A 19,650-nucleotide genomic window follows, 5' to 3' on the forward strand; every position below is an offset into this window, starting at 1 on the left:
CGATGGCCATGCGGACGAAGGACCGGGCGGTCGACTTCTTGGCTTCGACAATCCAGCCGCTCGATCGGACGTAGAGGTCCGGCTCGACCCGTGAGCTGCCGACCGGGAGCGTCAGACGACTGGGCGGCGTGCCGTTCTCGGTCAGCCAGAGCCCAAAGTCGGACTGCAGCTCGAACTCGATTCGGGAGACGACCCGGTCATCGAGAGGGCTGACATCCGCACCCGCGATGACGATGTCGGAGTGCTCGGGAGGCGTCCAGTCGCCGAGCGAGGCAGCGGACTCCTGCGTGCCACCGTAGGTCGGCAGCCGAGTGATGTCCGCCGCAAGCGGCAGGAGAGTGAAGATGATGCCGCGTCGCTGCGTCCCTTCGGTGTCCGGGATGATCTCCCACCGGTAGGTCGGAGTCCCTGTCGTGAAGGCACCGATGTAGGTCACGCTCGTTCCCTGCACCGTGAAGAGTCGAAGCACCCGCCCATCCTGTGCCGCGTCCCGGAGAGACCTGTTGCCGCGAAGAAAAACCTGGTCACCGACCTGCCCTTCTCCCGTGTAGGAGTAGGACCCGTCCTCGCGAAGTCCCTCGAACCGGTCGTAGCCGTATCGAGCTCCCTTCGCCGGATCGGTGAAGATGAAGATTTCACGGAGCGCTCGCGGCGTCACGATTCCCTGCTGCTGCTGCCCTCCGTAGGCGCGGTGAATATCACGCCGGAGGACCTGGTCGCCCACTTCCAAGGTGAACCGACGCTCGGTGGTGTCTCGTCGAAGCAGACGGGAGCGGACAGCCTCCGCCTGCTCTTCGGTCAGATCCCACCGGGATTCCTCCGCGGGAAGAGTTCCGTAGGAGGAGCGGAGGAGGCTTCGGATTCGACGCTGAGAAACGCCCAGTTCAAGTGAGAGTGTGGCGGGAGTAACGGGAGGCATCTCGCGAGACTAGAAATGCTCGGAACACGTTCTGTCGAGATGCACTCGTGTTAGCGACAGAGTTACTCATTTTGCGTAAGTGCTGAACTTTGTGCCGCATGGGTCCCAGAAAAGAGGTCACGGAAGAAACCATTACTCACTATTGTCGTAGTTGAAAGACGCTACTGTGGTCGCGTCTGCCGCTGTTGCGGCGTCGGGACGACCCTCCATCAGAGGAAAGAGGTTCTCCCCCTCACTCCCCGCACCCCGCCAGCACCGCCTCCGACGCCGCCCGGTCCCGCGCATCGATCCCGAGCCCGTACTCGCTGAGCACGGCCACGAACTGCTCCACATACCCGCAGCGCAGCTCCGCGGCCGGTGGCAGCCACTCCCCCGGGCCGGCGTCGCTCTTCGCGCGGTTGGTCTGCTCGGAGGCGGCGACGAGGTTCGCGGGGTCGTTCGCGAAGGCGAGGCGCTGGTCGTCCGTCCACGACCAGGCGCCGTGGTGCCAGGCCCAGCCGAGGGCGACGACGTGGTCGATCTGCACGAGGCGGGACGTGTCGGTCCCGGAGACGAAGGCGACCGAGGTGCCGTCGTAGGGGTCGATCAGGGTGCCGGTGAGGACCTTGCAGTCGCGGGTGCCGGGCTTGAACACAGGGGCGAGCAGGTCGCGGCCGAGGACGTCGTTGCGGGTGTCGCAGCCGTCGCGGTCGACGTCCGACCACGCCTGTCCGAAGAGGTCGCGGTCGTAGGGGACGGCGGCGGGGCCTTCGACCGAGGGGAGAGCGGCCAGCGTCGCGAGGGACGGAGTTGACGGCTCCGTTTCTGGAGCGGACGGCTCGACGACCGCCGGCGGGCTGCTCGGCGCGGGAGCAGCGGGACTGCTCGACGCCGAAGAAGCACCGGCCGGGGAGGACACCGCCTCCGGTCCGCCTCCTCCCGCCGTGTCCGACAGTGCGACGGCTGCGACGGCGAGCGCCGCAGCCCCCAGCAGAGCGAGGATCGCACCGGCCCGTCGACGAGGGCGCCGGCGCACGGGGGACGTAGGCCAGTGGCGCATGATCGACCCCTCCTGCCACGAGACCCGCGATGCGGTCGACGCGACGCGCCTCCTCAGTATGCGGAGTGACCCGCTCCGGGCTCGACGGTCGGGCGGAGCGTCGGGAACGGGGCGGCCGCGCGGAGCGACGGCGTCGACGGCCGGGATCGAGCCTCCCGGAGGCCACCTCGTCGCGCCCGCGCCGTCGACCCGCGCCTGCTTGACTGCTCCCATGGAGATCTTCATCGGAGTGGTCGGCCTGCTCGGCGGGCTGGTCATCGCCGGGCTCGCGGTCGTCGCGGTGGTCATCGGACGGCGGCGGGCGGTGCCGGCGTCGCTGGTCGACGTCGAGGTGCGGCTGACGCACGCCGGGGACGACTGGTGGCGGGTGGGCGCGCGGGTGCGCAACTCCGGCCGGTCGCTCGTGCCGGTGACGAGCTACAGCGACGGGCGGCCGATCTCGGTCGACCTCGGCGGGGCCGTGTCGGCGGAGTGGTACGGGTCGGCTCCCCGGTCGGACGCGTGGCGGATCGATCCGGCGGTCGGGCTCCTCCTCGGACCCGTCGCGCTGGAGCGCGGGGCCGACCTGGGGGCGACGATCGTCGTGCGCGGGCGGCCGCAGGTGCGGATCGACGCGCCGCTGCGCTACGTGCCGGTGCGCGAGAACGTGATCGAGTCGCAGACGCCGGACGCCGCTCCGATCTGGGGCGTGTCCGAGGCCGCGGCCGCTCCGGCAGCAGCGCCGGCGTCGGCTCCCCCTGCGCCGATCCGTCCGCGTCAGCAGCGTCCGATGGACGCCGACCCGTCACGTCCCGAGCGTGAGAGCGTTCTCCGCGGCGGCTTCGGAGTGTGGGCGGCCATGATCGCGGGGGGCGCCGGAGCCGTCGGCGTCGCGATCGGGATCGCCCTCGAGCTGGCCGGTGTCGAGGCGTCGGGGCTGGGCGGCGCGGGCATCATCCTGATCGCGGCCGGCTTCCTCGGCCTCGTCGGCACCCTCGTGATCCGGCTGCTGCGCCGCTGGCTCGAGCCGCCGGCCCTCTGGCGGACGCCCGCGCAGCGCCTCCGCCGCCCCGGGACGATCACCGTCCTCATCCTGAGCTACGCGGGGCTGGCGCTGTTCTGCACCGAGTTCGCGGCGCAGTCGGTGACCGGCGACACGACCTGGGTGGCCGGGATCGCCGTGCTGATGCTGATCGCCGCGCTGATCGGCATGGGACTCGTCGGGTTCCTCCGCCTGGTGGTCCTGCTCGGCGTACGCCGGGCCTCCCGGGAGACCCCGTGACCCGTGAGGTCGTCGTCGTCGGAGCCGGCCTGGTCGGAGCGGCGACAGCCCGCGCCCTCACCGAGCGCGGCGATCGCGTGGTGCTCGTCGAGCAGTTCGAGCGGGGCCACGACCGCGGCTCGTCCCACGGCGAGACGCGCATCTTCCGCCGCGGCTACCTCGAGGACGACTACCGCGCCCTCACCGGACGGGCCGGGCGCGCCTGGGCACGGCTCGAGGCCGAGACCGGCCGCCGTTTGCTGCACCCGGTCGGCGCGATCGACCACGGCGACCCCGCCGTCCTGGCCGCCGTCGAGGCTGTCCTCCTGCGCGACGGGATCCCCGTGGTGCGGATCGAGGCGGACGAGGCGCAGCGGCGCTGGCCGGGACTCCGCTTCGAGACCGACGTCCTGCTGCACGCCGAGGGCGGACGCCTCGACGCGGCGGCCGCGATCGACGCGATGCTCGACTCCGCCCTCGGACGCGGCGCCGTCCTCCGAACGCGGACGCGGGTGCTGGGCATCGAGGAGCGCGCCGACGACGTGCGCGTGCTGACCACCGACGGCGCTCTCGACGCGGACGCGGTCGTCGTGGCCGGCGGATCCTGGACGCCGCCGCTCGTGAACGGCCTCGTCCGCGCGGCCGGCCGACGCCTCCCTCCGCTGCGCGTGACACAGGAGCAGCCCGCGCACTTCGCGACCGACCTGCCCCTCAACTCCTGGCCGAGCTTCGCCCACCATCGCGCCGGCCTGCCCGTCGTCTACGGGCTCGCGACGCCCGGAGTCGGGGTGAAGGTGGGCGAGCACAGCACCGGAGTCGTCGTCGATCCGGACGAGCGCACCTTCGAGCCCGAGCCCGGAGCGCTCGCCCGCCTCGTCGGCTACGTCGCGGAGTGGATCCCGGGCGTGGACGCGGCGAGCGCCGCTCCGATCAGCTGCCTCTACGACAGCACGCCCGACGAGGACTTCGTGCTCGACCGCGTGGGCCGCGTGACTCTGGCGACCGGGTTCTCGGGGCACGGCTTCAAGTTCGGCCCGGTCCTGGGCGAGCTGCTCGCGGACCTCGTCGCCGGCGGAGCGGCGCGGGAGCGGTTCCAGCTGCTGCCGGCGTGAAGGGCGGGTGCATCCGGAGGAGCGGCTTCCGACCGGGGAGCAGCGGGTGCTCCCGATCCTGCAGCGGATGCTCAGCGGCCTGCGGGGCCCGTCCCGCGCTGCTCGCGGCCGTCCGGGTCGAGGAGGACGGCGTCGTCCCAGCCGCTCGCCGCCTCCGTCGTGCGGGCCTTCGCCGGCGGGCGCCGCGCGACCGCGACGACGATCAGCGCCCCCAGCATCACCAGGGCGGCGGTCTGGAGCGGCGGCGCGACCATCGCGAGCGCCTGCCGCACGTAGAGCTCCGGCGGGACCGTGATCGAGTCGCCCTGGTACTGGTTCGGCAGCAGGAGGACCACGACCGGGAGCGCGAGCACTGCGGCCCAGAGGACGACGGTGACCGCGATGGCGGCGGCCCAGAGCAGGCGGACCCGCGTCATCGGCCGGGAGCCCTCAGCAGCGGGACCACGACCGCCAGGCCGAGCGCGATCAGGCCGACGGTGAGGAACGGTCCGATCGCGTTGTCGCTGAGCACGCGGAGGTACTGCTCGGGCCCGAAGGCGCTCTGCGACGGCGAGTAGTCGTACCAGCTGTGGGAGCTGTTCCAGAGGGCGAGGAGTCCGACGAGGACGCTCATGCCGCCGACTACCGCCAGGGCTCCGGCGATGCGGCGAGTGGAGACAGCGGGGCGGGGGTCGGTGTCGGTCGCGTCGTGACGGTCACCGGAGTCGGGTGCCGCGTCGCCGGGAGCGGGGTCGGGTTCGGCGGGAAGCGGGACGGTCGGCTCGGTCGGGAGTGGGACTGTCGGCTCCGCGGGTCGGGGCGCGGTCGGCTCCGCGGGTGTCGGGACGGCCCGCACCGCCGCTCTCGCGCGCTCCGGAGCGGTCCGTCGGCCGGAGACTCGGGAGCCCGTCGGGCCGTCGACCGATCGCACGTCCTCCTGCTCGGGAGCGGACCCGCCACCTCGCCGGCCAGCTGATCGCCCGATGCACGAGGTCCCGCCCGACAGGAACGGGGAGCGGAGGCGCTCCTCTCCGCTGCCGCGCCGCTCGGCCTCGCGTCCGTCGTAGCCGCGCTGGAAGCCCGCGTGGTAGCGCGGGTCGGTGCCGCCCTCGTCCGTCCCGCCGCTCTCGCGTGGGGAGCCGTCCGCTCCGGTGCTCCGCGCCATGCCGTCCCCCGCTTCGTGCAGTCGGGCCATCATGTCGCACCTCGCTCGCTGCGGGGAGGTGCCGGGCGGAGCTCGGGGTGCGGTCGGCGGAGGCGGGGGTTCAGCGCCCGGCCGCGGTGGTGCGCGACGGGAGGCTGACGATCCCCGCTCCGACCAGCAGCAGGCCGATCGTCACCGCCGTCAGCGCCGGCCAGCCACCGGCTCCGACGGCCAGGCCGAGGAGCCAGCCGCCGGCGGCCGAGCCCGCGTAGAAGGCGATCGTGTAGACCGCACCGGCGTGCCCTCGGAGTGCCGGAACCGCCCGCGCTCCCGTCCAGGCGGCGCCTGTCGCGTGCAGGGCGAAGAAGCCGGCCGTGAAGACGAGGAGTCCGGCGATCACCACGGCGACGTTCTCGGCGAGCATCACCAGCAGTCCGACGATCATCAGGGCGACGCCGATCCGCATGACGAGGCGGGGACCGATCCGCGGACCCCATCTCCCCGCCAGTCGGGAGGAGACGGTTCCCGCGAGGTAGGCGGCGAAGAGGAGGGAGACGAGCGCGGGCGCCAGCGCGAACGGTGGCGCCTCGAGTCGGAACGCCAGGTAGTTGTAGACCGCGACGAACACGCCGACCGCGATGAAGGTCTGCAGCGCGATCGCGACGAGCATCGGATCGCGGAGCACCTGCGCCGTCTTCCCTCGCCAGCCGCCGGGGGCCGCCTCGCGCGCGCCGCCGCCCCGGGGCGCGAGCACCGCGAAGACGATCGCCGCCGCCGCGCAGACGGCCGTCACGACGAGCAGGGCTCCGCGCCATCCGAGCGCCGCCGCGAGCGGTCCGGCGAGCAGGCGTCCGGCGGCACCGCCGATCGTGGTCCCGGAGACGTACGCCGTCGCGGCGGCCGTCGCTCCGGCGCCTCCGACCCGGTCGTGGATCGCCGCGACGGCGAGCGCCGGGACGGCACCCAGTGCCGCTCCCCCGAGGAAGCGCAGGACGAGGAGGAGCTCGAAGGTCGGGGCGACGCAGGCGAGCAGCGCCAGGACCACGGACGTGAGGACCGCGATCCGCATGGATTCGAGCCGTCCGATGCGCTCGGCCACCGAGGCCCACGGCAGCACCGAGAGCGCCAGTCCGAGGGTCGCGGCCGAGACGGTGAGCGCGGCGTCGGACGGGGCGAGGGCCCATTCCCGCGCGAGCTGCGGGAGGACGCTCTGCACGGCGTAGAGCTCGGCGAAGGTCGCGACTCCGGCGGCGAGGAGGGCGATGGTCAGCCGCCGCTGCGAGAAGGGTGCCGCTGCGCGCATCGGTCGGGTGCGTGCGGCGGTGCTCATGATTCCGACGGTAGACCGCCTCCGGTTGCATGACTAATGTGCTTTCTCGTACTGTTCATGCGTTCTGGTCATGTCCGGATCTAGGGTGGTGGCGTGTCCGACGACTGGCCCGCGACCCTCCGCCTCCTGCCCCTGCTCGTCGCGGTCGCCCAGACCGGGAGCGTCACGGCGGCGGCAGCCGAGCTCGGGATCCCGCAGCCGACCGCGAGCCGGTCGCTCGCCCGGCTTTCCGCTCTGGTCGGCACTCCCCTGGTCCGCCGGGAGGGCCGTGGGGTGGTGCTGACGGAGGCGGGGACCCGTCTCGCCGAGGCCGCTCAGGACGGCATGTCGGTGATCCGCGCCGGGCTCGCGGAGGTGCGGCAGGCGGGCGACGTGGAGCACGGCCGGATCGACCTCGCCTTCCAGACGCTCCTCGGGGAGAGCTTCGTGCCGGATGTGATCCGCCGGTTCCGCCGCCGCTGGCCGCAGGTCGGCTTCGGGCTCCGTCACGGCTCCCGCGCCCTCTGCCTGCGGGCCGTGGCGGAGGGCGAGTCCGAGCTGGCGATCGTCGCGGATCCGCCCGATCTCCCCGGCACCACCACGACGACCCTCTACTCGGAGCCTCTCCTCGCGGTCGTGGACCCCCGTCATCCGCTGGCCTCGCGGCGCTCGGTCACGGTGGAGGACCTCCGCGGCCTCGACCTGATCATGCTGGCGCCCGGCTACGGCCTCCACGAGTCGGCCCGGCGCCTGCTCGCCGTGGACGGCCGCGACCCGGTGCCGGCGTTCGAGGTCGGCGACTACCGCGCCGCCCGGGGACTCGCGGCAGCCGGTCTCGGACTCACGATCCTGCCGCCGAGCCCGTCCTCGGTCGACGACGACGTCCGCGAGATCCCGATCGACGATCCGGGCGCGAGCCGTGAGATCGGTGTGCTCGCCCGCGACACCGGAAACCCGGTCGTCCCCGAGTTCCTTCGGGCCCTGCACGCCGCGGCGGCCGCCCGGCGCCGGTGACCGCTGCTCGGCTCTGCTGTCAAGCACAGGAAGCGGAGGCCCTTCGTGCAGCAAGCTTCGAGAGGATCCCCGCACCGCCAGCGACACCCCCATCCCCCCGCTCCTGCACCACGTCACCGAGGACGGCCCCGGTCATGATCCTTCTCCGCACCCACGCCAACCGCTGGACCGCGCGCGCCCGCCGCAGCGGCGTCGTCCTCGGCATCATCACCCTGGTCTCCGATCTCCCCCGCCCGGCCTACCGGACGGTCCGCCTCGACCCGACGAGCGGCGAGCGCTTCCTGCTCCGCGACACCGCCGAGCTCGAGGAGGCCTTCGCCGTGCTCCTCGCCGGGCTCGAGCGCTCGCGCATCGCGGCCTCGGCGCCCCCGGCCGAGTCCGCTCCCCCGTGCGCCCCGGTCGACGCGCCCGTCGCAGTCGAGGACGACCTCGAGGAAGCCGCCTGACCCGACGGCGTCCTTGCGGGGAGACCCTCACCGCGCATCAGGTGCCGGGCTCTCCGCCCGCCTCCTTCACACTCGACGTGTCGGATCGACGTGCCGTGACACCTCGACCGGCGGATCCGTCCTCGGCAGGTCCCGCGGACCGATGACCCGTCGGAGCCGGGCCGACCTGCGCGACCGCAGGAGAGCCCGGCGCCAGCGCGGATCGGTGCGGGCCCGGAGGCGGGGGTCGAGCGGGCGGAAGCCTCCCGCGGTCCGCTCCTCGATCAGCACGATCGTCGCGGTCGCGAGGTGCAGTCTCCGGATCGGCTCCCTCTCGGGATGCGGATGCCCGGAGCGCGTGCGGAGCTGCTGCTCCAGCTGCTCCGGGTCGGCGGACCACCAGGTGCTGACGCCGACGCGTCCATCGGGGAGAGGGAAGCGCTCGGTGATGCGGTACGGGAGGCCGTGCTCGGTCATGCAGTAGTGCCTTTCGAGGAGAGGGTCCGGGAGCCCGGGTCGCGCTGCAGCGGCCCGGGCTCCGGTTCACGAGGTGCGGGTCGAGCGACGGCGCAGCGCCGTCAGGGCGCCGCCGGCCAGGAGCAGAGCGCCGGCTCCGGCCGCGAGGGGCCCGGCCGCCGCTCCCGTCGAGGCGAGCACCGTCGGCACGAGTCCGACCGGAGGCACCGCCACCTGGGCGCAGCTGGCTCCGCCGTCGTCCGCGCACGGGTGCAGGACGGTCGTCGGATCGAAGCCCTCCGGGACCTCGGTCAGGCGTGCCCGGTTGGGGATGGTCCACGCGTCCACGCCGTCGGCGACCCGTCCGGTCACGGTGAACGTCGTCGACGCTCCCGGGGCCAGAGACAGGTTCTCGACAGTCAGGTCGGACGACGCCGGGCCGCCGTCCCGGGAGATCGTGACGTCGCTCAGGTGCGCGAGCTCGGGGATGTCGGTGAGGGTCACCCCGTCCGCCGGCCGAGCCCCCTCGTTGGCGACCACGATCCGGAACCCGGCACGCCCGCCGTGGTCGACCTGATTCCCGATCGCCGTCTTCTCGATGGAGAGCCTTCCCTCGACGGGCGGCACCGGGATCTCGGCGCAGGACGACGTCGCATCGTCAGCGCAGGCGTTCTCGACCGTCGGCGGGTCGAAGCCCTCGGGCTGGTGGGTGATCGAGACGCGGTTGGGCAGGGTCGCGGCGTCGTACCCGTCGGCGACCCGGCCGCTGACGTGCAGCGACACCTGGCCGCCGGCGGGGATGTCGAGACCCGTGACGGGCTCCGTGGCCGGCTGCGTTCCTCCGGCGCCGTTCTCGATGGTCGCCTCGAGCAGGTGGTCGAGCGTCGGGACGTCGGTCACGGTCACGTCCGTCGCGTCGACCGTTCCGGTGTTCGCCACGACGATGTCGAAGCCCGCCGTGCCGCCGTGCTCGGCGCTCGCCTGGGACGCGGTCTTCCGGATCAGGAGCGACCCCTCGCCGATGTCGTGCGGGACGGTGGCGCAGGGGTTCGCGTCGGTCCCCGTGCCGGACGAGGCGGGAGCGAAGGGCGCATCGGCGAGGCAGGCCGTGTTCGTCAGCGCGCGGTCCCCCTCGCCGGTCACGATCACGTCGAAGGTCAGCTCGGCCGTCGCCCCGACCGGCAGGCTGCCGGCCGCCCAGGAGATGCGGCCCGTCTCCGCATCGATCGTGGCCGTGCCCTGCGAGGCGCGGAGGGAGCCGGAGTCGAGCTCGGCGTCGTCGAGCACGCCCTTGTCGAGGTAGTCGATGACGGCGGCGTCGGAGTAGTCCCCGGTCCCGTCCGAGGTCAGCGTCACCCGGTAGGGCACGCGGGCGCCGCGGAGCAGCGGAGTGGCGGAGTCGACCGACGAGGTCTTCGCGATGGTCACGTGCGGCGCGAGCGGATCGAGGCGTGCGACCGCGACCGCACCGTCCGAGCCGTAGGCCCAGTCGTCGATCGCCCGCAGGTCGCCGTAGGAGCCGTGCACCGAGTCGTTGGCGTTGGGGACGCGGCCCCGCCCGGAGTCGTCGCCCTCCCAGCGGTGCACCCCGCCGGACGAGTCGGTGCCGCCGTCGCCGGACGTCACCGAGGAGGTGCCGGAGTACCGCTCCGAGTTCGATCCGGCGAGGAGCGAGTCGTCCCAGTGCACCGTCGACGGGTCGTCGCCGCCGCCGGTCGACCTCACGACGGACACGCCGCCGGCGGACGTCTCGGCGTCGACCCGCGTGAAGTGGAACTCGTTCGTGCGGCCGATGGAGGCACGGAAGGTGACGTCGGGGTCGGTCACGTCGACCGTCCCGCCCTTCGCGTCCCGTCCGTCCCAGTCGACCGAGAAGGGACCGGTCGTCCCCGCGATCCGGGTGAGGTGCACGTCGCGCTCGCCGTCGTAGGCGCCGTCCCCGTCCGCATCGACGTCCACGACGACGGTGCCCGGCTGCGTCCCCAGGACGCCCGTGAGCGTGCCCGCGTCGGAGCCCGCGGACGACCGCCGGAAGGCGAGGCCCTCGATTGTCGGCGCCTGGTAGGCCGGAGCGATCGACTCCGGCAGGTCGGACGACGGCGGGTCCAGGAAGAGCTTGTAGGTCTGCAGGCCGTCGATCCCGGAGCGTCCGGACGCCTGGACGTACTGCGCCCCGATGCCGCCCGCCTCGCTCGACTGCGGCATGGGGACCGAGAGATAGGACGGATCGGACGACCCGACCTTCACGTTGCCCTTGTTCGTGGCCTGGACCGTCGAGGCGACCCCGTCGTAGCCGCGCAGCCCCAGCTCGTAGCGGGCGCCCGTCTCCGTGACGGCGTGGAGCGTGAAGGACGAGCGCCGCTCCTCGGGCGAGGAGTAGGACTCCTTCGCCCCGGACTGGATCGCATAGGAGTCGGACCACACGCGGCCCGCGACCGCCGCGCCCCGTGCGTCTTGGACGCCGATGCTCCAGACGAGGTTCACCGGCGCCGTCACGTCGTCGTCGGACACCCGGATCTGGAAGACGCCGGTCTCGTCCGCCACGAACGAGCCGCCGGCGGACACCGAGGGCGCCGCTCCGGGCGCGAAGTCCTGCTCGTCGAGGACGGCTCCGCCCGGAGCCGTCACCCGGGCGGTACCGCCGCCGGTCTCGCCCTCGCCGGTCCCCGAGCCCGCCCGGAGCGGGTGGAGGTCCACCCGGAGCGTCTCGCCCTTCCGGACCCAGGCCGAGACGGTCGTCACGCCGGCGTTCGTCGCGCCTCCCTGCAGGAGGGTGTTCTCGATCGTCGTGTGAGGACCGTCGGCGGCGAGGGCGGGCGGCGGCGCGAGACCTCCGCCCAGCAGCCCGCTCACGAGCACGCAGCCCGCCGTCGTGCCGACCAGCGCTCGCGCCGTCCGCGCTCGGGGTCGTCCGCGCTCGTCCCGCCCCGACTGTTCCGTTCGACTCATCCGATGTCCTCTCCTCTGCCGACCGAGCGCACTGCGTCGGCGGCGACCGTTCAGCCCCACGGAAGGAGAGTATTGCTCGGTTCGACGTCACCGCGGCCGGTACGGCTGCATCCGTGGAGAACGGCGCGAGATGGGCGCTGTGGAGGAGGAAACGGCGCGCGAGAAGAGCCGAGCGGCATGCTCGCGACGGGTGATCGCAGAGCCTGCGAGGAGTGATCGCGAGTACGGGCGCGGACTGATCGCGGATGCGGGCGGAAGACGGTCGGCGCCGTCGACGGCGCGAAGAGCCGTCCTGCGAGGCGGAGAACCGGCCGTTCCGCCGCCCTGCGCTCTCCGGGAGACCGACTCCGACAGCCATCGGAACGCGCGACTGTTAAAACGAGAACGGCCCGCCGAAGCGGGCCGTTCTGCTCTGTCTCAACCAGAGTGCGCCCGGAGGGATTCGAACCCCCAACCTTCTGATCCGTAGTCAGATGCTCTATCCGTTGAGCTACGGGCGCAGTCCATCGCGTGGGCCAGAGGCGCACGCAACGAGGTACGACTATACATGTCGGGAGCCCCCTCCGCGAATCGGCGGCGGCGGCAGCGAGGGCTCCCTCCCTGGACGCTCCTGTGGCGCCCGGGCGCCCCTTCCTCCCTGGCAATTCGGAACGCGCCGCAGAGCCTCCGACCGGCGGACGCCGCTGCTCCCCCTCACGGCGTACCGTGGGCTCATGGAGGCCGCCGCGATCGAGCTCGTGGGCTTCGTCGTCTCTCCGCTGCACCGCTACGAGGGCCGCCCCGCCGATGGTCCGGTGCCGTCCGAGGGCAACGAGCAGCCCGAGCGGATCGAGATCCGCGCAGGCCTCGGCATCGTCGGCGACCGCTTCTTCGCCCAGCGCGCGCACCGCCCCGCGGCGATCACGCTCTTCGCGGTCGAGACCCTCGAGCACATCGCCGCCGAGCTCGGCGCAGGGGCCTTCGACCCCGCCGACGCCCGCCGCAATATCATCGTCCGCGGCGCCGACGTCGATGCCCTCGCCGGCCGCACGTTCGCGATCGAGCAGGGCGGGGAGCGGATCGAGTTCCAGGGCGGACGACCGGCGAACCCCTGCGCCTGGATGGACGTCGTGCTCGCCCCCGGGGCGTTCCGGGCGATGCGGAGGCGCGGCGGCGTCCGGACCGCTCCTCTGACGAACGGCGTCCTCCACACCGGGCCGGCCCGCCTGATCCTCCACAGGTCGGACGACATGCTGATCTGAGCCCGGCGGCGAGCGCTTAGGCTCGCAGCGACCGACTCCCACGATCGAAGGAGGCCCCGTGCTCCGCCCGAGCGACCTCCTCCCCACCCTCGCCACGACCCTGCGGCGCGGAGTCCGCGACGTCTTCGCGACCACGCGCTCCCGGGGGCGGGATCCGCACCGCCGCACCCGCAGCACCGACGTCTCGGTCCAGCGCGTGCACCACCGCGACGTCTGGGCGCGGGTGAGTACGGTGGGGCGCGACGGCGAGCGCACGTTCGTCCTCGTGCCGGGGATCGGAGTCGCGGCCACCTACTTCGAGCGCCTCGCGCCCGCGCTCAACGAGTTCGGTCCGGTGCACGCTCTCGACCTGCCGGGCTTCGGCGGCGTGCCGCACCCGATCGACGCGCGGCGCATGGACATCGGCGACTACGCCGAGCTGGTCGGCGCCGTCATCGACGAGCTCGGCCTCGACGATCCCGTCGTCCTCGGCCACTCGATGGGGACGCAGGTCGTGGCCGAGCTCGCCGCCCGCCGTCCGGAGCTGACCACCATCGTCCTGCTCGGACCCGTGATGAACCGGCACGAGCGCCGCCTCCCGACCGCCGCGCTCCGCTTCGCCCAGTCGAGCGTCCGCGAGCCCCTCAAGGTCGCGATCCTCGCCGCGGGCGCCTACCTCCTCTGCGGACCGCGCTGGTTCTCCCGCGTGCTGCCCGAGATGATGCACTACCGGATCGAGGAGACCGTCCCCCGGATCCGCGCGTCCGCCCTCGTCATCCGCGGCGAGTTCGACCGGCTCGTGCCGCGCGAGTGGGCGGAGGAGATCGCCCGGTCGATGCCGCACGCGCGGGCCTGGGAGATCCCCGACGCCTCCCACTCCGTGATGCACGCGCACGCGGAGGAGGTCGCCCGCCTCTGCGTCGAGCACGCGCGGGCGCCGCAGCCCGACCGGGACGAGGCCGCCCTCCGCCGCTACCCCGACTCGGAGGTCGATCACGCCGAGGAGGACGCGCCCACCGAGGACCCGATCGGCGCTCTCCGGGGACGCATTACCGAGCTGGCCGGGATCCTCGTGGACGACGACTCCCTCATCGCCGAGGGCAAGACCCTCCACGCCGAGGCGAGCGATCCCGAGGCACTGCACCAGGTCGCTCCGGACCCGGGCGACGGCGAACTCGTCGAGGGCGGCGGACCGAGGAAGGACGGCGAACAGGACGGCTGACCACCGCACACCGCCACCACCCGCACGTCGCGCGGCGTGAGACGCCGAGCGCAGCAAGAGCAGCCCTCCCGCCGACGCCACTCGGCGCCCGCCCGTCAGGACTCCGCGCCGACGATCTCCTCGCGGATGCGCCGCAGATCCTCGGCGAGCGCCCCCAGCAGGATCCAGTGCTGCGGATGCGGAGTCGCGATCACGAGCGGCGCGGTGAGAGCGGGCAGCTCGTCCGTGATCGCCTCCGGCTCGGGAACGTCGACCGAGGACTGCACGAGGAGCCGCAGATCGTGGGCGGCCCGGTGCAGCTGGACGGCGATGTCGGCGATCGTCGGCTCCCCGACGAGCTCGTCGTCGTAGAGGTCGTGCACGGTCCGGGTCATGCCGCGGACCCGGGTCACGATGCGCCCCAGCCGCGGGACGACGGAGTCGAGGGCCAGCAGCCGGTCCCGGTGGGCGGAGCGGCGCGGGTTGAGGCGGAGGGACTCCTCGCCGGTCGCGATCGCCTCCTCCGCCTTGCTCTGCATGGTCTGCAGCAGCCGGGCGTTGATGAGCAGCTCGTCGAGCCGACGTCGCGGGACGGGGGCCTGGAGGGCGTCGCCGAGGTCGTCGAGGGCAGCGGCGAGCTGAGCGGTGAGGTCTCCGATCGCCCGCTCGGCCGGCGCCAGCACGACCGGAGGGACGATGAGCACGTTGATGACGACTCCGACGGCCGCGCCCAGCAGGGTCTCGAGGATGCGGTCGAGCGCGTAGTTCGGCGTGACCGCGCCCACCGAGAGCACGAGCATCGCGCTGATCGGGATCTGCACCGCGGAGGCGGGGGTCAGGCGCACGGCCCACCCGACGGCGATCGCGGCCACGATCGCGAGGAGCACGATGATGCTCTCGCCGCCGAGCACCGTGCCGATCACGGATCCGACGATCACGCCGATGATGACGCCGACCGAGCGCTCGAGGGCCTTGGAGAACGACTGGTTGATGCTCGGCGCGACGACGAGGAGCGCGGCGATCGCGCCGAAGACGGGCAGCGTCCCCGGGAAGACGACGCCGGCGAGGAGCCAGGTGACGACCGTGGCGGCCGCCGTCTTGACCAGCTGCAGCACCGGCGGCCGCGTCGGCACGGTGAAGCTCGAGGTCAGGCGCATGGGACCACGGTAGCGAGCACCCGCTGCCTCGCGGTCCCCGCGCGCATCACCGGCTCGCGGCCGCCTCGACGCTCGCGAGCACCGCGCGGAGCGAGCGCGCCGCCTCCGCCCGCAGATCGGCGGGCACCCCCGAGAGCAGCACTCGCTCGGCGTCGAGCACCTCGGGGAAGGCCCGGTCGACCAGCTCCTCCCCCTCGCGAGTCAGCGTGATGAGCGAGCCGCGCCCGTCCGCCGGGTTCGCGGCGCGCCGCACCAGGCCCCGCCGCTCCAGCGAGTGCACGCGCTTGGTGATCGCGGGAGCGGAGGCGAGGGCGATCGTCCGGAGGGTCGTCGGCGACTGCGGAGCGCCGGCGCGACGCAGCGTGGAGAGCACGTCGAACTCGCCGCGAGTCAGCCCGTAGGCGGCGAGCAGCTCCTCCGTCGCCCGCACGATCAGCGCGGAGGCGCGGATCACCCGCCCGACGACGTCGACGGCGGAGGTGTCGAGCTCGGGCCGCAGCACCGCCCAGCCCGCCCTGATCTCGTCGACCGCGTCACCCGGCTGGCCTTCAGAGTCATTCACGCGTAAAGTATATCTGCTTCACCCGTGAACCACTTCTCCGGCCGCCGCCGCTCGGACCCCGATCAGAGGACCCGATGGCCGCCACCCCCGTTCTGCCCCACCCCCGCGAGCTCCTCGCCTTCGGCCCGCACGCCGGCGCCCATCGCGTCGCCCTGCGCGCCGGCGTCTCGATCGCCGTCCCGCTGCTCGTCCTCTGGGCGCTCGGCCGCACCGATCTCGCCCTCTACGCGACCTTCGGCGCCTTCACGGCCCTCTACGGACGCCAGCACACGCACCGGCCGCGCCTGCTGATGCAGCTGTCGGCAGCCGCGTTCCTCGTCACCACCGTGACCCTCGGCACCGTCGTCTCCCTCTCTCCTCACCGCGACTGGCTGATCATCCCCGTCGTGGTCGCCGTGACCATCGCGGCGGCCTACCTCAGCGACGCCCTGCACTGGCACCCGCCCGGCCCACTGTTCCCGGTGTTCGCCGTCACGGCGTGCGCGTCCGTCCCGTCCGAGCCCTCGCGGATCGCGGTCGCCGTCGCTCTCGCCGCGGGCTCCGCCGCCTTCTCGGTCGTCGTCGGCCTGAGCGGTCTCGCGCTCCCCCGCGCACGCCGCCTCGCCCCGACGCCGTGGCGCACCTCGTTCCGCGCGGCGGCGGCCCGTCCGGCGACGCGCGCCGCCCTGCTGCGCTTCGGGGCCGTCGTCCTGGTGGCGGGCACCGTCCCGACCGCGACCGGCCTGGGCCACCCCTACTGGGCGATGGTCTCCGCCGTCGCAGCCGTCTCGGGAGCGGACGCGGGCGCCCGGCTCGTGCGCGCGGGCCACCGGATGCTCGGCACGATCGTCGGAGTGCTGATCGCCGCCGCGCTCCTGGCCCTGCCGCTCTCCCCGCTCGCCGTGATCGTGGTGGTGGTGCTCCTCCAGATGACCGCCGAGCTCGTCGTCGGCCGCAACTACGGTCTGACCCTCGCCTTCGTCACTCCGCTCGCGATCCTCATGGTCGAGCTCGCGCATCCCGTCGACGAGCTCGTGCTGCTGCGCGACCGGGCGCTCGAGACCGCGCTGGGCGTGCTCGTCGGAGTCGTGGCGACGCTCCTGACCCACGCCGCCTCGCAGCGCTCGCGCTCCCGCTCCTAGGCTCAGGAGGATGGACCGCACGATCCCCGCTGTGCTCGCCGAGATCACGGCGGCCGTCGCCGAGGTGCGCGACGTCGCGCGGTCGCAGCAGGACGGCGCGCGGGCCCGCGTCGCGGACCGGCTCGACGAGCTGTTCGCCGGAGCGACGACCCGCAGAGAGGTGCGGGCGGCGGCCGCCGACGCGCTCGGGCTCTGGGGCGGGGCGGGCTCCTTCTCGGACGTCGGCTCGGCCGAGGCCGACCACGCGATCAGGCGCCTGTACCGGGCCCTGCGCGCCGGCCGCTCCTGGCTGCTCCACACCGGCTGACCCGCACGTCGCGACCGCCGGAGCTCGCCGGGAACGACGAAGGCCCCCTGCTTCCGTGGAAGCGGGGGGCCTTCTCGTTGGCGGTACCGGTGGGATTTGAACCCACGGTGGACGCAAGCCCACACATGTTTTCGAGACATGCTCCTTCGGCCGCTCGGACACGGTACCGGGGTCGAGTGTACGCGACGGCCGGAAGTCGCGCCAATCGAGCGGACGGGCCGCCGTCAGGCGGGGAGGAGGAAGCCGAGCACGCGGTCCCACTCCGGGATCGCGAGCAGGTGGCCGCGTCCGGGCACGACCTCGAGGCGGGAGTCGGGCAGCCGGGCGGCGTACCACTCGGCATGGCGGCGGCCGGCGACCGCGTCCTCGGCGCCGTAGAGGAGGAGCGCGGGCGGCTCGGCGGACTCGACGGCGAAGCCCCAGTCCTGCACGCCGTAGCCGATGAGGTCGGCGGCCATGCCGAGGGCGCCCTGGGCGGCGGCGCGCTCGAGCATGCGCGAGAGCCGCTCGCGGACTCCGGGGGCCTCGAGCACCGCGGTGTCGGCGTCGCCGGAGCCGAGCATCCCGAGCAGGGCGTCCGGGGCGGGGGTCGGGCCGAAGGCGCCCTCGAGGGTGCGGGTGAGCGAGCGGACGGCCTCGTCGAGCGGGAGGTCGGCCAGGCGGGCGAGCTCGGCGCGGTTCTCGTCGCCGACCCACGGCACGGCGCCGTCGGGAGCGGGCGTGCCGATCACGGCGACGCGCTCCACGAGGCCGGGGTAGTTCGCGGCGAGCGCGAGGGCCACGCGGCCTCCCGCCGACCAGCCGGCGGCACTGACGGAGGCGATGCCGACGGTCGCGAGGTACTCGGCGATGTCGGCGGCGGCCTGCTCGGGGCTGGCGCCGACGCCCGCTCCGGCGGGGTCGAGGTCGGTCAGGAGGGAGGAGGCGCCGTAGCCCGGGCGGTCGAACGAGAGCAGGCGCACCCCGTGGCGCGCGGTCGCCTCCGGGTCGGGGTCGAAGTCCGAGGAGCCGGGAGCGGGATGCGCCAGGACGACGACCCGCTCGGCGCCCTCGGGGCCGGACCAGCTGACTCCGAGCGGGCGGCCGGACTTGAGGACGTGCACTGTCGAGGGCATGTCCCCCAGTCTCCCGCAGACGTCCGACGCCGACGGGGCGGCGCTCGGGGCGGCGTCGTCTTCCGTGGCGCGATCCTCCGCCTCCGCTCCTCCGCGACGACGCTCCTCCACAGGCGCCCTCCACGAGACCTCTCCCCCGGCCTGGCGCGCCCCGCTCGCGGCGTCGGTGGTCGACGGTACTGTCGAAGACACGTTCGAACGAGCGGCGGTGTCGGGGGTCCCCCGTAGCGTCGCGCTCGTCCCCCTCCTCCGCCCCGAAAGGACCTCATGGCCTCCTCGAAGACGCGCACCGCCCCGTACCGCTGCTCGGAGTGCGGGTGGACGACCGCGAAGTGGGTCGGCCGCTGCGGCGAGTGCCAGCAGTGGGGCTCCGTGATCGAGAGCACCGAGCGCACCGGCCTCGTCCGCGCGGTCGCCGCTGTGGCTCCGGCCGCCGGCCGCATCGCGCGGCCCATCACCGAGATCGAGACCACGTCCGCGGCGCACCGCCCCACCGGCGTGGGCGAGCTCGACCGCGTGCTCGGCGGCGGGATCGTCTCCGGCGCGGTCGTGCTGCTCTCGGGAGAGCCCGGCGTGGGCAAGTCGACCCTCCTGCTCGAGGTCGCGAGCCGCGCTGCGGCCGAGGGCCAGCGGGTCCTCTACGTCAGCGCGGAGGAGTCGGCCGCGCAGGTGCGCATGCGGGCCGAGCGCACCGGCGCGATGCACGACAGCCTCTTCCTCGCGGCCGAGACCGACCTCGCCACCGTGCTCGGCCAGATCGACGAGGTCCGGCCGGACCTGCTCATCGTCGACTCGGTGCAGACGGTCGCGAGCGACACCGTCGACGGCCTGCCCGGCGGTCCCAGCCAGGTCCGCGAGGTCGCCGCGACCCTCATCCGCGTCTGCAAGGCGCGGGCGCTCCCCCTCGTGCTCGTCGGACACGTCACGAAGGACGGCTCCATCGCGGGGCCGCGCCTGCTCGAGCACCTGGTCGACGTGGTCTGCCACTTCGAGGGCGACCGGCAGACGGCGCTGCGCTTCGTCCGCTCGCTCAAGAACCGCTTCGGCCCGACGGACGAGGTCGGCTGCTTCGAGATGACCGCCGAGGGCATCGCCGAGATCCCCGACCCGAGCGGTCTGTTCCTCAGCCGCACCCGCTTCCCCACCCCGGGCATCTGCGTCACGGTCGCGATGGAGGGACGCCGCGCGCTCCCCGTCGAGATCCAGGCGCTCGTGATCGCGAACGACGGCGAGCACCCCCGCCGCGTCACGAACGGAGTCGACGCGTCCCGGGTCGCGATGATCCTCGCCGTCCTCGAGCGGCAGGCGGGCATCCCCCTGCGGCGCTGCGACGTCTACGTGTCGACCGTCGGCGGCGTGAAGCTCATGGAGCCGGCGGCGG

The 19,650-nt window shown here is 73.6% G+C and carries 18 protein-coding genes, 2 tRNA genes and 1 pseudogene; 9 read left to right on the forward strand and 12 right to left on the reverse strand.

Going from position 1 to position 19,650, the window contains the following annotated elements; genetic code table 11:
* Positions 1-724 (reverse strand): annotated as a pseudogene (locus C5D04_RS14775) (hypothetical protein); the annotation flags it as partial.
* Between the two features lie 427 nt (positions 725-1,151).
* Positions 1,152-1,958: an HNH endonuclease family protein gene (locus tag C5D04_RS14780; RefSeq protein ID WP_104347929.1), complete on the reverse strand. Its 807-nt coding sequence runs from the start codon at positions 1,956-1,958 to the stop codon at positions 1,152-1,154.
* Between the two features lie 211 nt (positions 1,959-2,169).
* On the opposite strand from C5D04_RS14780, the gene C5D04_RS14785 reads away from it, so the two are divergent.
* Both C5D04_RS14785 and C5D04_RS14790 read left to right on the forward strand, forming a co-directional pair.
* Positions 2,170-3,219, forward strand: coding sequence for a hypothetical protein (locus C5D04_RS14785; RefSeq protein WP_104225986.1), 1,050 nt, complete (start codon positions 2,170-2,172; stop codon positions 3,217-3,219).
* A complete protein-coding gene (locus tag C5D04_RS14790) occupies positions 3,216-4,310 on the forward strand; it encodes an FAD-dependent oxidoreductase (protein ID WP_104347930.1) in 1,095 nt (364 codons plus the stop codon). Before C5D04_RS14785 ends, C5D04_RS14790 begins: the two co-directional genes overlap by 4 nt.
* 71 nt (positions 4,311-4,381) lie before the next feature.
* Here the strand turns inward: C5D04_RS14790 and C5D04_RS14795 are convergent, their stop codons facing one another.
* The 3 genes from C5D04_RS14795 to C5D04_RS14805 all read right to left on the reverse strand — a co-directional run bounded on the left by C5D04_RS14795 (position 4,382) and on the right by C5D04_RS14805 (position 6,763).
* Positions 4,382-4,726 (reverse strand): hypothetical protein, encoded by a 345-nt coding sequence (locus C5D04_RS14795; RefSeq protein WP_104225988.1) that lies wholly within the window; start codon positions 4,724-4,726, stop codon positions 4,382-4,384.
* The gene (locus C5D04_RS14800; RefSeq protein WP_104225989.1) at positions 4,723-4,923 is read right to left on the reverse strand and encodes a hypothetical protein; all 201 of its coding nucleotides are present in this window, start codon (positions 4,921-4,923) and stop codon (positions 4,723-4,725) included. The genes C5D04_RS14795 and C5D04_RS14800 overlap by 4 nt, the downstream gene beginning before the upstream one ends.
* 631 nt (positions 4,924-5,554) lie before the next feature.
* Entirely contained in the window at positions 5,555-6,763 is a 1,209-nt protein-coding gene (locus C5D04_RS14805; protein WP_104347931.1) for an MFS transporter, read from the reverse strand.
* 93 nt (positions 6,764-6,856) lie between these two features.
* On the opposite strand from C5D04_RS14805, the gene C5D04_RS14810 reads away from it, so the two are divergent.
* A complete protein-coding gene (locus tag C5D04_RS14810) occupies positions 6,857-7,756 on the forward strand; it encodes a LysR family transcriptional regulator (RefSeq protein WP_104239291.1) in 900 nt (299 codons plus the stop codon).
* Positions 7,757-7,890: 134 nt separating this feature from the next.
* Positions 7,891-8,202, forward strand: a complete 312-nt coding sequence (locus tag C5D04_RS14815) for a hypothetical protein (RefSeq protein ID WP_104266672.1) — start codon at positions 7,891-7,893, stop codon at positions 8,200-8,202.
* Between the two features lie 66 nt (positions 8,203-8,268).
* Here C5D04_RS14815 and C5D04_RS14820 read toward each other — a convergent pair whose 3' ends face one another.
* From C5D04_RS14820 to C5D04_RS14830, 3 genes are all read right to left on the reverse strand, one after another.
* Positions 8,269-8,658, reverse strand: a complete 390-nt coding sequence (locus C5D04_RS14820; protein WP_104266671.1) for a hypothetical protein — start codon at positions 8,656-8,658, stop codon at positions 8,269-8,271.
* Positions 8,659-8,724: 66 nt separating this feature from the next.
* Positions 8,725-11,586 carry a DUF11 domain-containing protein gene (locus tag C5D04_RS14825; protein WP_104347932.1) on the reverse strand — a complete coding sequence of 954 codons (2,862 nt, stop codon included), beginning with the start codon at positions 11,584-11,586 and terminating at the stop codon, positions 8,725-8,727.
* A 427-nt stretch (positions 11,587-12,013) separates the two neighbouring features.
* Positions 12,014-12,086: transfer RNA gene (locus C5D04_RS14830), tRNA-Arg, on the reverse strand.
* Positions 12,087-12,299: 213 nt separating this feature from the next.
* On the opposite strand from C5D04_RS14830, the gene C5D04_RS14835 reads away from it, so the two are divergent.
* Together C5D04_RS14835 and C5D04_RS14840 are read left to right on the forward strand one after the other, a co-directional pair.
* Positions 12,300-12,827, forward strand: coding sequence for an MOSC domain-containing protein (locus tag C5D04_RS14835; protein ID WP_104291733.1), 528 nt, complete (start codon positions 12,300-12,302; stop codon positions 12,825-12,827).
* 58 nt (positions 12,828-12,885) lie between these two features.
* Entirely contained in the window at positions 12,886-14,028 is a 1,143-nt protein-coding gene (locus tag C5D04_RS14840; protein WP_181137730.1) for an alpha/beta fold hydrolase, read from the forward strand.
* A gap of 95 nt (positions 14,029-14,123) precedes the next feature.
* On the opposite strand, the gene C5D04_RS14845 is transcribed toward C5D04_RS14840, so the two are convergent.
* Positions 14,124-15,164 (reverse strand): aromatic acid exporter family protein, encoded by a 1,041-nt coding sequence (locus C5D04_RS14845; RefSeq protein ID WP_104225996.1) that lies wholly within the window; start codon positions 15,162-15,164, stop codon positions 14,124-14,126.
* Between the two features lie 46 nt (positions 15,165-15,210).
* Positions 15,211-15,726: a MarR family winged helix-turn-helix transcriptional regulator gene (locus C5D04_RS14850; protein ID WP_104347934.1), complete on the reverse strand. Its 516-nt coding sequence runs from the start codon at positions 15,724-15,726 to the stop codon at positions 15,211-15,213.
* A gap of 74 nt (positions 15,727-15,800) precedes the next feature.
* On the opposite strand from C5D04_RS14850, the gene C5D04_RS14855 reads away from it, so the two are divergent.
* Both C5D04_RS14855 and C5D04_RS14860 read left to right on the forward strand, forming a co-directional pair.
* Positions 15,801-16,847 carry an FUSC family protein gene (locus tag C5D04_RS14855; protein ID WP_104347935.1) on the forward strand — a complete coding sequence of 349 codons (1,047 nt, stop codon included), beginning with the start codon at positions 15,801-15,803 and terminating at the stop codon, positions 16,845-16,847.
* A 10-nt stretch (positions 16,848-16,857) separates the two neighbouring features.
* Positions 16,858-17,154 (forward strand): hypothetical protein, encoded by a 297-nt coding sequence (locus C5D04_RS14860; protein ID WP_104347936.1) that lies wholly within the window; start codon positions 16,858-16,860, stop codon positions 17,152-17,154.
* Positions 17,155-17,232: 78 nt separating this feature from the next.
* Here C5D04_RS14860 and C5D04_RS14865 read toward each other — a convergent pair.
* Together C5D04_RS14865 and C5D04_RS14870 are read right to left on the reverse strand one after the other, a co-directional pair.
* Positions 17,233-17,322, reverse strand: a tRNA-Ser gene (locus tag C5D04_RS14865).
* A 56-nt stretch (positions 17,323-17,378) separates the two neighbouring features.
* The gene (locus tag C5D04_RS14870) at positions 17,379-18,269 is read right to left on the reverse strand and encodes an alpha/beta fold hydrolase (protein WP_104347937.1); all 891 of its coding nucleotides are present in this window, start codon (positions 18,267-18,269) and stop codon (positions 17,379-17,381) included.
* A gap of 267 nt (positions 18,270-18,536) precedes the next feature.
* Between C5D04_RS14870 and radA the strand changes: the two genes are divergently transcribed.
* Positions 18,537-19,650 (forward strand): DNA repair protein RadA (gene radA, locus C5D04_RS14875; protein WP_104347938.1); only part of this gene is annotated, 1,114 nt, incomplete at its 3' end.

The sequence above is a fragment of the Rathayibacter sp. AY1D2 genome (assembly GCF_002932695.1).
Classification (GTDB): domain Bacteria; phylum Actinomycetota; class Actinomycetes; order Actinomycetales; family Microbacteriaceae; genus Rathayibacter.

What these genes read in the sequence shown, in the direction of transcription:
- C5D04_RS14815 (WP_104266672.1), top strand. Translation starts at nt 7,891, where the DNA reads ATGATCCTTCTCCGCACCCACGCCAACCGCTGGACCGCGCGCGCCCGC.
- C5D04_RS14860 (WP_104347936.1), top strand. Translation starts at nt 16,858, where the DNA reads ATGGACCGCACGATCCCCGCTGTGCTCGCCGAGATCACGGCGGCCGTC.
- C5D04_RS14845 (WP_104225996.1), bottom strand. Translation starts at nt 15,164, where the DNA reads ATGCGCCTGACCTCGAGCTTCACCGTGCCGACGCGGCCGCCGGTGCTG.
- C5D04_RS14800 (WP_104225989.1), bottom strand. Translation starts at nt 4,923, where the DNA reads ATGAGCGTCCTCGTCGGACTCCTCGCCCTCTGGAACAGCTCCCACAGC.
- C5D04_RS14785 (WP_104225986.1), top strand. Translation starts at nt 2,170, where the DNA reads ATGGAGATCTTCATCGGAGTGGTCGGCCTGCTCGGCGGGCTGGTCATC.
- C5D04_RS14825 (WP_104347932.1), bottom strand. Translation starts at nt 11,586, where the DNA reads ATGAGTCGAACGGAACAGTCGGGGCGGGACGAGCGCGGACGACCCCGA.
- C5D04_RS14835 (WP_104291733.1), top strand. Translation starts at nt 12,300, where the DNA reads ATGGAGGCCGCCGCGATCGAGCTCGTGGGCTTCGTCGTCTCTCCGCTG.
- C5D04_RS14805 (WP_104347931.1), bottom strand. Translation starts at nt 6,763, where the DNA reads ATGAGCACCGCCGCACGCACCCGACCGATGCGCGCAGCGGCACCCTTC.
- C5D04_RS14870 (WP_104347937.1), bottom strand. Translation starts at nt 18,269, where the DNA reads ATGCCCTCGACAGTGCACGTCCTCAAGTCCGGCCGCCCGCTCGGAGTC.
- C5D04_RS14795 (WP_104225988.1), bottom strand. Translation starts at nt 4,726, where the DNA reads ATGACGCGGGTCCGCCTGCTCTGGGCCGCCGCCATCGCGGTCACCGTC.
- C5D04_RS14780 (WP_104347929.1), bottom strand. Translation starts at nt 1,958, where the DNA reads ATGCGCCACTGGCCTACGTCCCCCGTGCGCCGGCGCCCTCGTCGACGG.
- C5D04_RS14855 (WP_104347935.1), top strand. Translation starts at nt 15,801, where the DNA reads ATGGCCGCCACCCCCGTTCTGCCCCACCCCCGCGAGCTCCTCGCCTTC.
- C5D04_RS14820 (WP_104266671.1), bottom strand. Translation starts at nt 8,658, where the DNA reads ATGACCGAGCACGGCCTCCCGTACCGCATCACCGAGCGCTTCCCTCTC.